Origin of the sequence: Niveispirillum irakense DSM 11586, from assembly GCF_000429645.1 — a bacterium.
GTDB lineage: Bacteria > Pseudomonadota > Alphaproteobacteria > Azospirillales > Azospirillaceae > Niveispirillum > Niveispirillum irakense.
The window spans coordinates 161,564-175,282 of record NZ_AUCG01000016.1; the positions used below are offsets into that span (position 1 = coordinate 161,564).

Below are 13,719 nucleotides of genomic sequence, written 5' to 3' on the forward strand. Positions count from 1 at the left end.
GGGGCACCCGTGCATGCCAGCCCGGCAGGGCGATCCGCTATGGACGGGGGATGGCCGCACGCGGCACACTCCCGCACCATTTGACAGGTCAGTGGCTGGAAGGATCAGGCATGGGTTCGCGTTGGCAATTCTGGATCGACCGTGGCGGCACCTTTACCGACATTGTCGCCTGCCGGCCCGATGGCACCCTGCTGACCCATAAGCTGCTGTCGGAAAACCCTGAGCGCTACAAGGATGCCGCCGTGCAGGGCATCCGGGAATTGCTGGGCGTGGCTGCTGGGGAGCCGGTGCCCGCGGACGCGGTGGAAGCCGTGCGCATGGGCACCACGGTCGCCACCAATGCGCTGTTGGAACGCAAGGGGGAAGCGGTGCTGCTGGTCACCACCGCCGGGTTGGGCGACCAGTTGCGCATCGGCTATCAGGCCCGCCCGAAGATTTTCGCCCGGCATATCCAGTTGCCGGAACAGCTTTATACGCGCGTGCTGGAGGTACCGGAGCGGGTGGCGGCCGACGGCACCGTGCTGCTGAATCTCGATGAGGATGCCGCCCGCGCCGGGTTACAGGCCGCCTTCGATGCTGGCCTGCGCGCCTGTGCCATCCTGTTCATCCATGGCTATCGCCACAGTGCGCATGAGGCACGGGTGGCGGACATCGCGCGGGAAATCGGCTTTACCCAAATCTCCGCCAGCCATCAGGTCAGCCCGCTGATGAAGATGGTGGGGCGCGGCGACACCACGGTGGCCGATGCCTATCTCTCCCCCATCCTGCGCCGATACGTGGCGCAGGTGGCCGACGCGCTGCCGGGCATCCCGCTTTATTTCATGCAATCCAATGGTGGGCTGACGCAGGCCAAGCGCTTCCAGGGACGCGATGCCATCCTGTCCGGCCCGGCGGGGGGCATTGTCGGGGCCGTGCGCACGGCGGCGGCGGAGGGGTTCGGCCAGATCATCGGCTTTGATATGGGCGGCACCAGCACCGATGTCTCCCACTATGCCGGGCAGTATGAACGGTCGCTGGAAACCGTGGTGGCCGGGGTGCGGCTGCGGGTGCCGATGCTGCGCATCCATACGGTGGCGGCGGGTGGCGGGTCGATCTGCCGGTTTGATGGGGCGCGGCTGCGGGTGGGGCCGGAATCCGCCGGCTCCAACCCCGGCCCCGCCTGCTATCGCCGGGGCGGGCCGCTGACGGTGACGGATTGCAACGTCATGGTCGGCAAGCTGCACCCGGATTTCTTTCCCCCCGTCTTCGGGCCGGCAGGGAATGAAAAACTGGATGTCGCCATCGTGCGGGAGAAATTTGCCGAACTGGCGGCGGAAGTCGCCGCCGCCACCGGCACGGCGATGGCACCGGAGGCGCTGGCCGAGGGCTTCCTGCGAATCGCCGTGGAGAATATGGCCAATGCCATCAAGCATATCTCCGTCCAGCGCGGCTATGATGTTACCCGCTATGCGCTGACCTGTTTCGGCGGGGCCGGCGGGCAACATGCCTGTCTGGTGGCCGATGCGCTGGGCATGAAAACCGTTTATCTGCACCCGTTCGCCGGCGTGCTGTCGGCCTATGGCATGGGGCTGGCCGATCTGGGCGCGCTGCGCGACCGGGCGGTGGAAACGGTGCTGGAAGAAGCCGCCTTCCCCGGCCTGATCCAGACCATTGGGGAGTTGGGGCGCGACGCGGCCGCCGAATTACAGGCCCAGGGGGTGGAGCCTGCCCGCATCGGCCTGCACCCCACCGCGCGGGTGAAGGTGGCCGGCACCGACGCCACGCTGGAAATCACCTTTGGCGAGGTGCCGGCGATGCGCGCCGCCTTTGCCGAGGCCCATCGCCAGCGCTTCGGTTTTGACGTGCCCGACCGCGCCCTGGTGGTGGAAAGCCTGTCGGTGGAGGCGGTGGCCGCCAGCGGGGAAAAGGTGGATATCGGCCACGGCCTGACCAACACCCCCGCCCCCCTGACCCCGCCAGCCCCCCTGGCGGAGGTGCCGCTGTGGCTGGGGACCAAGACCCGGAACGTGCCCGTGCATGACCGGGCCAGCCTGCCCCCCGGCACCCAGGTGCCCGGCCCCGCCATCCTGCGGGAACCGACCGGCACCACCATCGTGGAGCCCGGCTGGCGGGCAGAGGTGACGGCGCGCGGCGGGCTGGTGCTGCGCCGGGTGGTGCCGCTGCCGGCCCGTGTCGCCATCGGCACCGATGCCGATCCGGTGATGCTGGAGGTATTCAACAATCTGTTCATGTCCATCGCCGAACAGATGGGGCTGGCGCTGGAAAACACGGCCCATTCGGTGAATATCAAGGAACGGCTGGATTTCTCCTGCGCCCTGTTCGATGCTGGCGGCAATCTGATCGCCAACGCGCCGCACATCCCGGTGCATCTGGGCTCCATGGGGGACAGTGTGCGGGCGGTGATTGACGCCCGCCGTGACAGTTTGCGCCCCGGCGATGCGGTGATGCTGAACAATCCCTATCGCGGCGGCACCCACCTGCCCGATGTCACGGTGGTGACGCCGGTCTTTGATGAGGCAGGACGCCATATCCTGTTCTGGGTGGCGTCACGCGGGCATCAGGCGGATATTGGCGGCATCACCCCTGGTTCCATGCCGCCCGACAGCACCAGCATCGACCAGGAAGGCATCCTGATCGATGATTTCCTGCTGGTGGAAGGCGGACGCCTGCGCGAACAGGCCGTGGTCGACCTGCTGTCCAGCGGCCCCTACCCCGCCCGCAATATCAGCCAGAATCTGGGCGACCTGCGCGCCCAGGTGGCCGCCAATGCGCGCGGGCGGGATGAATTGATGAAGATGGTCAGCCTGTTCGGGCTGGAGACCGTGGCCGCCTATATGGGCCATGTGCAGCGCAATGCCGAAGAACAGGTCCGCCGCGTCATCAAGGTGCTGAAGGACGGGCAGTTCACGGTGGCGATGGATAATGGCGCCAGCATCGCCGTTGCCATCCGCATTGATCCGAAACGCCGCACGGCGAAGATTGACTTCACCGGCACCAGCCCGCAGCAGCCCAATAATTTCAACGCCCCCTCGGCCATTGTGCGGGCCGCCGTGCTCTATGTTTTCCGCACCCTGGTGGATGATGAAATTCCGCTGAATGATGGTTGTCTCGCCCCGCTGGAAATCATCATCCCCGAAGGCTCCATGCTGAACCCGCACGCCCCCGCCGCCGTGGTGGCCGGCAATGTGGAGGTCAGCCAGGCCGTGACCAACGCGCTATATGGCGCGCTGGGGGTGCTGGCCGCCGCCCAGGGCACGATGAACAATTTCACCTTCGGCAACGACACCCACCAATATTATGAGACGATCTGCGGCGGGGCCGGGGCCGGACCGGGGTTTGACGGCACCGATGCCGTCCATACCCACATGACCAATTCCCGCCTGACCGACCCGGAGGTGCTGGAATGGCGTTTCCCGGTGCGGCTGGAGAGTTTCCGCATCCGCCAGGGCTCCGGCGGTCAAGGGCGGTACAAGGGCGGTGAAGGGGTGGAACGGCGCATCCGCTTCCTGGAGCCGATGATTGCCGCCATCCTGTCCAACAACCGCATCAACCGCCCCTTCGGGCTGGCAGGCGGTGGCGATGCGCTGCCGGGGGCCGCGCGGGTGGAACGCGCCGATGGGCGGGTGGAGACATTGCCCGCCACCGGCAAGGCCGCCATGGGGGCGGGTGACATGTTCGTGATCGTTACACCGGGCGGGGGCGGCTACGGTTCATAACCGCCCCCAACTGCGCATCAACCCCACGGCCCGCGACGGCTGGGACCGCCGCTGGTCGGCACGCTGCCCGCCGTCCGGCGGGGCGGCTGCGGGGGTTGGTGGCCGCGCGGCGGGCTGCCCGTCATCATGGCGCGCAGGCGGCGCACCCTTTCGGCCGTGCTGGGATGGGTGGAAAACAGGCTATCCACACCCCGCCCATGCAGCGGGTTGATGATGAACATGTGGGCCGTGGCGGGGTTGTTCTCCGCCGCCTGGTTGGGCACGCGGCGGGCACTGTCCTGGATACCTTCCAGCGCATCAGCCAGCCAGTCGGGCCGGCCGCTGATCTCCGCGCCCATCTTGTCGGCTTCATACTCCCGCGACCGGCTGATGGCCATCTGCACCAGCATGGCCCCCAGCGGCGCCAGGATGGCGACCAGGATCACGCCGATGAAACCCAGCGGGTTGTTGCGGTTGTCGCTGCTACCGCCAAAAAACAGGCCGAAATTGGCCAGCATGGACAGGGCACCGGCCAGCGTCGCCGTGATCGTCATGATCAGCGTGTCGCGGTTCTTGATATGGGCCAGTTCGTGCGCCATCACGCCCGCCACCTCCTCCTGGCTCAACCGTGACAGCAGGCCGGTGGTGGCGGCCACGGCCGCATTTTCCGGGTTGCGGCCGGTGGCAAAGGCGTTGGGCTGGGGATTGTCGATGATATAGACCTTGGGCATCGGCAACCCGGCGCGCTGCGCCAGCCGCTGCACCATGGTGTAGAATTGCGGCGCTCTGGCCGCATCCACCTGCCGCGCGCCATACATGCGCAGCACCATCTTGTCGGAGTTCCAATAGGCGAACAGGTTGGTGGCAACGGCGAACAGCAGCGCAATCATCATGCCGCCACGCCCGCCCAGCATAAATCCGACCGCCAGGAACAGGCCGGTCAGACCCGCCAACAGGATCGCGGTACGGAAATAGCCACTCATTTTATCCGGCTCCTTCAGGGCCAATCAGGTGAGGGCAAGTGCCCTCGTCCCCCCTGATATGGGAAGGCCCCCCATCCCGTATCAAGACTTGGCAGGATCAGGGGGCCGGTCCATATCCTGGGCATGCACCGCCTATAACGCGAAGGACAGGCCCATGGTCACGCCAAAGAACCCGGCACAAACCGAAATCCCGACCGCGGATCAATCCACGGGCACTGCCAAGCCGGCCACCGGGACCGTCCAGCCCGGCCCCGTCGCCCAGCCGCCGGGTGAAATTGGCGGGCGGGAAGGCCCCGAACCAACCCGGTTCGGCGATTGGGAAGTGAATGGGCGCTGCACTGATTTTTGATCCGGCCGCATCCAGAAAGTTGCATTTGTACCTACTTGTATTCAGATAACGGATCATCATCCGTACTTTAGGATAATGATCACAAATGCAGCTCGACTTCACGCCATGGCAGGGTAAGATAGTGGGGTCATTTCCCTTCACCCCCTGTCCGCCCCATGCGCCCGCTTGCCCTCATCCCGTTTCTGATCGCCCTGGTGCCCGTCGGTACCGGGATGGCGGCCAGTCGTCTGGCGGGACCGGTGCCGGCGCGGGTGATATCGGTGGTGGATGGCGATACGCTGGCCGTTCGCGTCACTGTGTGGCTGGACCAGGAAGTGGTGACACGGGTCCGGCTGAACGGGATCGACACACCGGAAAGCCGGTCGACCTGCGCGGATGAGAAGCGACTGGCCGCCAAAGCGCGGGAAAGGCTGACCAGCCTTGTGGCCACCGCGATGGACGGCACGGGCGATCAGGTCGTGCTGCTGCACAATGTGGTTTACGATAAATATGGCGGGCGGGTGCGGGCGGAGGTGCGTCTGTCAGACGGCACCGATATCGCGTCCACCTTGATCCGCGATGGCCTCGCCCGCGCCTATCAGGGGGGAAAACGGCTGCCCTGGTGCCATGGCGGCACCATCCTTTCCAGCACCGACGAGACGGACGAGGGCTGACCGGAACAGGGGGCCGGGGAACAATATCCCGTCTCCACGCGTTCGCTTCAGCGTCCAACCCCTGTGTTTCACAGCTCGGAGGCGAGCGTATCTTGTCCCATCTCCCGGCTTTCCCGCACCGCAACCCCTTGGTAGGGGCGACCCTGTTGGGTTCCGCCCTTTTGGGGTGCGCCCTGTTGCCGGCGGGGGCTGCCCTTGCCGCCAACCCGCCTTCCCCGGAACCCGGCTTCACGCTGGAAGTGCGCGGCGCGCCGCCGGAAGTTGCGCCGGAGCAATTCCGCCGTGACGTGCTGGCGGCATTGCCGCCCGAGATGTTGAATCCGGAAAGCAATTTCACCAAGGCCGAAGGGTACCAGCCCGGTGGACGCTATCGCGTGGTGATGCGGTTCCATCGGGGGGAAGAGGCGCCGGCCGGTGAGCTGTGCGCCGCTGAGGATGCCACCCAGGGCGACGCGCCCGCGCCGGAATTGAACAATCTTCAGACCACCACCCATCTGACGGCGGCTTTCTGCGACAATACGGAAGCGCTCAGCATGGCAAAGGGCCGGCTGACCGGGGCGACATCGCCGCAGCAGGCCAGTTTCCGATTCATGGTGGCCGATGTGGCTAAACAGCTTTTCCCCAGTGGCTTTGGCGTATTGCCGGGCGTGGGGGCAGCAGCAACCAGCATCGTTCCCTGACGGCCAGCCGGGAGGGGAGCCTGACAGGCTCTCCCCCGGTGGGATATCGGGTCAGTTCCGGCGCTTGGACCGGTCACCTGTTTTCAGCTCAGACAGCAGGGTCGGGCTGATCTCCCCCGTCAGCGGGCGGTTACTATCCAGCTCGAACTGGCGGATCGCCTCTGCCGTCTGCCGGCCGAAACGGCCATCGGCAGCGCCTGCCCAGTAACCCCGACGCAGCAGTTCCTCCTGCACCTGCACCGTCTCGGTCGGACTGGCGGGGCGCCGATCGCTGTAGATTTTCGGCAGGCCGAAGGACAGGCGCTGAAGCAGGGCCTCGCTGGGGCAGCCGTCGGACCGCTGCCCGGCCAACCGCTGATAGGCGCGGATGGCGGTGCGGGTGCGGCTGCCCACCACCCCATCCGGCTGGCCGGCATCAAAGCCGGCAATCGCCAGTTCGGTCTGGATCTGCTTGATCATGGCGGCGGACTGCATCGGGGTCACCCCTTCCGCCGCACAATCGCGGCGCCAGTCGGCATGGGCCGGCAGGGCCAGAAGCAGCGGGGCGGCCAGGAGCAGGGCGGCGGCAGAAATCGAAGGGCGCATAGTTCATCTTCCGGCGCAGTTGTGACATTCCACAGCCATCCTGGCCGCCAAGGGTGGCAACAGAATGGCAACCCGATGCGCCGCCCTGCCGCTTGCCTCACCGCTTCCGGGACAGGAATTGCTGTGTCTCCTTATCCAGCGCCAGGGCCATCCCGTTGAGATCGTCGGCCACCTCCAGCAACGCCTTCACTGAACGACCATTGCGGGCGGAAGCATCGGCCACCCCGCCCATACTGGTTTTCACCTGCCGGGTTGCCACTGCCTGCCGGGCAATGGCCTGGGAAACATCCCCGGCGATGCCGTTGAGTTTGCGTGTCGTCTCCCCGATCTTGCCGATGGCCCCCACTGTCTCACCCATCGCACCCTGGATCTGTTCGATCTGTTGTTCAATCTCCTCCGTCGCCTTGGCAGTCTGGCCGGCCAGGTTCTTCACCTCCGCCGCCACTACGGCAAAGCCCTTGCCTGCCTCGCCCGCCCGCGCAGCCTCAATCGTGGCATTCAGCGCAAGCAGGTTGGTTTGCGCGGCGATGGATCGGATCAGGTCAACAATGACCGTAATACGCTGGGTGACGGCGGAAAGCTCCTCCACCTTCTCCGCCGAGGCCGTCGCATCTGATACCGCTCCGCGAGAGATGTTGGAGGCCTCGTCCATCTGCTGGGCGATGGCATTGATGGCCGACACCACCTCTTCTGTGGCGGTGCTGGCGTCACCGACCAGCTTGCGCATCTCGTCGGCCGCACCGTCCAGGGCTTGCGCCGCCTGCGACAGGTCGCCCACATTGCCAGATACGGCCTTCACCGCATCTTGAACCTTCTCTCCCATCGCCCGGTTCGCGGTCTCGATGGACCATGTCAGCATCGGCCCGATATAGGTTCCCGCGCTGTCCGTCATGGCCGAGACTTTCAGATGCAGCGTCTCCGGCCCTACCTTGATGAAGGTTTCATGAGGAAGGTTCTTGGGATCGGCCAGCATGGTGCGCTGATGCGTCGGGCGCTTATGGAAGATGTCGATGGAAGACCCGACCAGTTGATCCGCCTTGATCGGCAAATGTGCCTCCAGCGTGCGCAGCGTGTCGATGCTGGTGCGGTTGGCATAGTCGATCTTGAATTCGTTCTTGGGATCACAGGTCATGACATTGATCGGCATCCGGTCGATCATGCCGATCAGCCTTTGGGTCTGGCGTTCCACCCGGACCTGATCGGTGATGACATTCCAGGTCAGCATCGGCCCGACATAAGTGCCGGTCTTGTCCATCACGGCACTGATATTCAGTTCCAGCCACTCATCCTCAATGGCGATACGGGCGCGGTGAGGCAGATTTTTCGGATCGGCCAGAAGGCGGCGCTGATGCTGCGGGTTCTTGTGGAAAATGTCGATCGACTGGCCGACGATCTCGTCGGGCTTCACCTTCAGCACATGCGCGATCCGGCGCAGCAGTTCCTGTGACTTCCGGTTGGCGTAGGTGATCCTGAAATCCTTAAGCTCACACAGCATGACGGCGATCGGCATCCCGTCCAGCATGCTTTCATAAACCCCAGCCACGGCCATCTGGCCTCGCGCCCGGCCCAACCAGCCCAGTCCACCACCCACATCCATCCGCCCAATGAACATGATATCCCCCGCGGTTCATGGCGACGCCCCTCGCATCGCCGCAATGGCGATTGATTTTTTGCCGGCCCAACATATCGACCAGATATGCTGAAGGTTATATATCCCCACTTGGGCCGTTACAGAGCCGTTACAACAGCGCGCTTTGCGTTCAACCACTGACGGCTAGGATATATCCCAACCTTTAAGGGCCGCCCGTCCGGGCACATCAGGCCCGATCCATACGATGCCGGAGTAGACATGCCGATGCTGACCCGCCGCGCCGCCCTTGGCGGACTGTTCGCCCTTTCCGCCACCGCCGCGGCGCTGGATGGTGTAATGGCCCGTATGACAATGGCAGCCCCCACCGCCCCGGCAGGCGATCAGGCATTCAACGCTTTTCTGGAAGAGATGTGGCAGCAGGAGCTGGCCCGCAGCCCGGAAATGCGCACGCAGTTGGAACTGCCGGGCCGGCACAATGCCTGGACCCTGGCCGATGAAGGCCACCAGCAGGAAAATCTGCGCATTGCTGCCGACACGCTGAAGCGCCTGGCTGCTTTCAATATCAATACACTCTCCCCCTCGGCGCAGATCAGCCACAAGCTGTTCCAGCAGAAGCTGGAGACCGCCATTACCTTCTATCGCTGGCGCAATCACAGCTTCGCCGTTTCGCATCTGGGCGGGGCCCATACCAGCATCCCCTCTTTCCTCATGGGCTATCATGCGGTGAAGACGGAAGAGGATGCCCAGGATTATGTGACCCGCCTGGAAGGGGCGGCCACGGTGCTGGACATCACGGTGGCGGAGATGCGCCGTCAGGCCGGAAAGGGTGTGCTGCCGCCGGCCTTCAGCTTCCCCCGCATCCTCACCGCCGCACGCAATGTCATCACCGACGCACCCTTCACTGCCGGCGCCAAGGACAGCCCGCTCTATGCCGACCTGAAGGAAAAGGTGGAGAAGCTGGAAATCAGCGCTGCCCGCAAACGCGCCCTGATCCAGGCCGGCGCGCGGGCCCTGACCACACAGTTGAAGCCGGCTTATGAGCGGTTCATTGCCGCCGTCACCGACCTGCAGGGCCAGCAGACGGCCAGCAACGGCGCCTGGTCCCTGCCCGACGGCGCCGATTTCTACCGCGCCCAGATCCGCTATCATACCGGCCTGGAAATGACGGCGGATGAAATCCACGCCCTGGGCCTGACGGAGACCGAGCGCCTGCATGGTGAGTTGCGCGAGGCCATGGCCAAGCTGGGCTTCCAGGGCACAGTGCAGGATTTCTTCCACTTCACCCGCACCGATCCGTCCGTCCGCTTCCCGGACAGCGAGGCCGGGCGCAAGGAATATCTGGCCACCGCCACCGCCTATATTGACGGCGTGAAGGCCCGCCTGAACGAGATGTTCACGGTATTGCCCAAGGCGCAGGTGGTGGTGAAGCCGGTGGAAGCCTATCGGGAGAATGCCACCCCCAGCGCCTTTTATGAGCAATCCTCCCCCGATGGCTCACGGCCCGGCGTCTTCTATGCCAACCTGTCCGACATGTCGGTGCAGACCCGCCACGATCTGGAAGCCCTGTGCCATCACGAGGCATTGCCCGGCCACCATATGCAGATCGCCATTTCGCAGGAAGCGGACGGCATCCCCACCTTCCGCCGCTTTACCTGGGACACCGCCTATGGTGAAGGCTGGGCCATGTATACCGAGCGCATGACCAAGGAGTTCGGCTTCTATAAGGAACCCCTGTCGGAGGCCGGGCGCGTCATCTCCGAACTGTTCCGCGCAGGCCGGCTGGTTGTGGATACGGGTATCCATGCCAAGCAATGGACGCGCGAACAGGCCATTGCCTGGATGGGGGAAAATACCGGCAACCCGTTGAGCGACAACGAGAACGAGATCGAACGCTATTTCGTCTGGCCAGGACAAGCGCTGGGCTACAAGATCGGCATGAACCGTATCCTGGAACTGCGCGCGCAGGCCAAGGCGCAACTGGGCGACCGGTTCGACCTGCGCAGCTTTCACGATACCGTGCTGACCAACGGCCCGGTGACCTTGCCGATCCTGGGGGAAATCATCGACCAGTGGATCGCCAGCCGTAAGGCGGCGTAATGAAAACCGTCGGGAAGGGGCGCCCCTTCCCGACGGTTACGATACAGCCTCACCACCGCCCGGATGGCTGACATTGACCGGGCGGGGCAGCGTGCCCTGCCGGACCGATGCCGCCGGGAAACGGAACCGGAATGTGGTGCCCTGACCCGGCCGGCTTTCCACCGATACCGTCGCCCCATGCAGTTCCGCCAGGGCCCGGGCGATGGAGAGGCCAAGGCCGGTACCGTTCTGGTGATCCCGGCTCCCCGCCTGCTCGAACGGACGCCAGATCCGCTCCATATCCTCTTCCCGGATTCCGATCCCGGTATCGGCAATGGCGATGGTCAGGCCGCCATCAGCCTCGGTGACCGCACACAGGTCAACATGCCCCCCTTCGGGCGTGAATTTCACGGCATTGCCAACGATATTCAGCAAAATCTGGCGCAATGCCCGTTCATCGGCATGAAGCAACAGAGGCGTGTCGCCCTCCGGCAGAGAGAGCCTGATATCCAGTCTCTTATCCTGGGCCAGCCCCAGGGTGATGCGATGGACCTGCCTTAACTCCGTCTCCAGCGGGATCCAGCATTGTTCCAATGCCAGCCGGCCCGCCTCGATCTTGGACAGATGGAGCATGTCATTGATCACCGCCAGCAGGTGCCGTGCCGCCAGGATGATATCCTCGGCATATTCAACATGGCGGGAATCCTCCTCCCCATCGGCGGCGAGGATGCCGGCAAAGCCGAGAATGGCGTTCAGCGGGGTCCGCAATTCATGGCTCATGGTGGCGATGAAGGCGGATTTTGTCCGGGATGCCTCCTCCGCCGCCAGTCTGGCTGCCTCCGCAGCCGCCGCCTGGGCCTGGGCCGTCACATCCACCACAGTGGCCTGGATGGCATAATGCCCGTCCCAGATGATGCGCCGCGCCAGCACATCGACATAGATTGTGGTGCCATCCTGCCGCAGGTTCCGCAGCCGCCGCATCAAAGGAATCTCTTCCCCCCCCAGCAGCCGGGCGATCAGTTGTCTCGCCTCGTCCACCTCCTCCGCGGGGATGATCTGATCGACCGGCATGCCGATCATCCGCAGAACAGAATCGTAGCCAAGCATGTCGGCATAGGCGGGGTTGACGAACAGGACCCGGTTATCCCGATGAACGACAATCCCCTGGACTGATCCTTCCACGATGTCACGCAGGCGCTGTTCGTTGGTGCGCAGCGCATGTTCGATATCGCGGGCCTCCGTCACATCGCGCCCCTCCACCATCAGGCGTGAGGTGACGCCATAAGCATCCGTGATGGGGGTGATGGACAGATCGAAAACCAGAGGCGCACTGAAACCCGACCCTGTGGGCAGGTCAAACCGTATGGTGGCGCCATTTTCTGCCACAGCCTGGACGGCGGTCCGCAGCCGGTCCTGCGCGGGCTCGCTGTCGCGCCACCAGGGCGCCAGCCAGAACGGTGCGCCGATCATCATGCCCATGTCGGCGCCCCCTTGCCGGCATGCGGCCCGATTGATCGCCAGAATGGTGCCGGACGGGTCCAGCAGGATCAGCATCTGCTGTGTTGAATCGAAATAGGCGTCGAACAGGCGGTCCATTCCGACTGCGCCTGCGGCCCCCGGATGCGCGCTTACCTCCAACGCGGACATAGAGCAATCCTTGCCAATGCCCGATGGAGCCGGAACAGGCTGCGGGCAGACATAAAGACATAATGCGCGTAAAGGCGCCGGCAACATATCCCAATGAACAGGATTGCCGGGCCGGAGACCACTTCAACTTAACTAAGATTTCTGATCCAAAATAAAAGGCCAGGCAACAGAATGTTGCCCGGCCCAGAGAAAGACCCTTCAAAGGGAATAAAAAGCGTCACCCGCCACATCATTTGGTCAGGATGAAGCCTCGTCCCCGTGCCCTTGGATGCGATGCGCAAGGGCAGCCTGCAGAAACTGATCCAGGTCGCCGTTCAAAACGCCGGCACTGTCACTCGTCTCCACATTCGTGCGCAAATCCTTGACCATCTGGTAAGGCTGCAACACGTAGGACCGGATCTGATGGCCCCAGCCGATATCGGTCTTCGTCGCTTCCAGGGCGTTGGCCGCCTCTTCCCGCTTGCGCAGTTCCATCTCATAGATGCGCGCGCGCAGCATGTCCCACGCCTTGGCGCGGTTCTTGTGCTGTGAACGCTCCTGCTGACAGGAAACAACAATGCCGGTCGGGATGTGGGTGAAGCGAACGGCACTGTCCGTCTTATTGACGTGCTGACCACCGGCACCGCTGGCGCGGAACGTATCGACCTTCACATCCTTTTCGTTGATCTCGACATTGATCTTGTCGTCGATCACCGGTGTCACGGACACAGACGAGAAAGAGGTGTGGCGACGCGCCTGACTGTCGAACGGGCTGATACGCACCAGCCGGTGCACACCCGATTCCGTCTTCAGCCAGCCATAGGCGTTATGGCCCTTGATCTGGATGGTGGCAGACTTGATGCCGGCCTCTTCGCCATTGGTTTCGTCCAGCAGCTCGACCTTGTAATCATGCTGCTCGGCCCACCGGGTATACATGCGCAGCAGGATCAGCGCCCAATCCTGGGCTTCTGTGCCGCCAGCACCGGCATTGACTTCCAGGAAAGCGTCATTGGCATCAGCCTCACCGGAAAGCAGGCTTTCCAGCTCCATCTTGGCCGCGCGATCCTTCAGCGACAACAGGACCTTCTCGGCCTCGGCGATCATATCCTGATCACCTTCCATTTCGGCCATTTCCAGAAGTTCCAGATTGTCCTTCATGTCGCGTTCCAGCTCCTTGGTCCCGGTGAGGGACGATTCGAGCTGGTTTTTCTCCCGCAACAGCTTCTGGGCACGATCACTGTCGTTCCAGAGGTTGGGGTCTTCACAAAGGGCGGTCAGTTCGTCGAGGCGGAAAAGGGATTTCTCCCAGTCAAAGATGCCTCCTCAGCAGGACCAAGGACTGTTCAACAGCCTCAGTCACCGCTTGGATCTCGGCGCGCATGGGCGGCTCCTGTCGATCGCGGGTGATATGGCCGCCCAGGATGGGCAGCCTTTCACGGGAAGGGTTTTGTAACCGTCCGTTCCCCCCAGGCCAAGCCTTA

10 protein-coding genes are annotated in these 13,719 nt (G+C 63.9%); 5 read left to right on the plus strand and 5 right to left on the minus strand.

All coding sequences use genetic code 11. The annotated features are described in order from the left end of the window. The first annotated feature begins 110 nt into the window (after window positions 1–110). A complete protein-coding gene (locus tag G473_RS0104210; protein ID WP_035705347.1) occupies window positions 111–3,716 on the plus strand; it encodes a hydantoinase B/oxoprolinase family protein in 3,606 nt (1,201 codons plus the stop codon). 17 nt (window positions 3,717–3,733) lie between these two features. On the opposite strand, the gene htpX is transcribed toward G473_RS0104210, so the two are convergent. Beyond that, complete coding sequence (gene htpX, locus G473_RS0104215; protein ID WP_029012076.1) at window positions 3,734–4,678, minus strand: zinc metalloprotease HtpX; 945 nt, start codon at window positions 4,676–4,678, stop codon at window positions 3,734–3,736. Between the two features lie 154 nt (window positions 4,679–4,832). On the opposite strand from htpX, the gene G473_RS0104220 reads away from it, so the two are divergent. The 3 genes from G473_RS0104220 (at window position 4,833) to G473_RS0104230 (ending at window position 6,360) form a co-directional block, all read left to right on the plus strand. Further along, window positions 4,833–5,027, plus strand: coding sequence for a DUF1674 domain-containing protein (locus G473_RS0104220; RefSeq protein WP_029012077.1), 195 nt, complete (start codon window positions 4,833–4,835; stop codon window positions 5,025–5,027). A 155-nt stretch (window positions 5,028–5,182) separates the two neighbouring features. Further along, window positions 5,183–5,680 (plus strand): thermonuclease family protein, encoded by a 498-nt coding sequence (locus tag G473_RS25020; RefSeq protein WP_051329867.1) that lies wholly within the window; start codon window positions 5,183–5,185, stop codon window positions 5,678–5,680. 92 nt (window positions 5,681–5,772) lie between these two features. Further along, a complete protein-coding gene (locus tag G473_RS0104230) occupies window positions 5,773–6,360 on the plus strand; it encodes a hypothetical protein (RefSeq protein ID WP_029012078.1) in 588 nt (195 codons plus the stop codon). 51 nt (window positions 6,361–6,411) lie between these two features. Here the strand turns inward: G473_RS0104230 and G473_RS28975 are convergent, their stop codons facing one another. Then, window positions 6,412–6,945: a peptidoglycan-binding domain-containing protein gene (locus tag G473_RS28975; RefSeq protein ID WP_051329868.1), complete on the minus strand. Its 534-nt coding sequence runs from the start codon at window positions 6,943–6,945 to the stop codon at window positions 6,412–6,414. 97 nt (window positions 6,946–7,042) lie between these two features. Next, entirely contained in the window at window positions 7,043–8,557 is a 1,515-nt protein-coding gene (locus G473_RS25030) for a methyl-accepting chemotaxis protein (protein ID WP_051329869.1), read from the minus strand. A 237-nt stretch (window positions 8,558–8,794) separates the two neighbouring features. Here G473_RS25030 and G473_RS0104245 point away from each other — a divergent pair, with 237 nt between their 5' ends. Further along, the gene (locus G473_RS0104245) at window positions 8,795–10,633 is read left to right on the plus strand and encodes a DUF885 domain-containing protein (RefSeq protein ID WP_029012079.1); all 1,839 of its coding nucleotides are present in this window, start codon (window positions 8,795–8,797) and stop codon (window positions 10,631–10,633) included. 36 nt (window positions 10,634–10,669) lie between these two features. On the opposite strand, the gene G473_RS25035 is transcribed toward G473_RS0104245, so the two are convergent. Then, a complete protein-coding gene (locus G473_RS25035) occupies window positions 10,670–12,208 on the minus strand; it encodes a PAS domain-containing sensor histidine kinase (RefSeq protein WP_161630939.1) in 1,539 nt (512 codons plus the stop codon). Between the two features lie 288 nt (window positions 12,209–12,496). Continuing rightward, window positions 12,497–13,619, minus strand: a protein-coding gene (gene prfB, locus G473_RS0104255; RefSeq protein ID WP_154667253.1) for a peptide chain release factor 2 whose coding sequence is annotated in 2 segments (ribosomal slippage) — window positions 12,497–13,549 and window positions 13,551–13,619 — 1,122 coding nt in all. Because the reading frame shifts where the segments join, the coding sequence is not laid out codon by codon here. Between the last annotated feature and the right edge of the window lie 100 nt (window positions 13,620–13,719).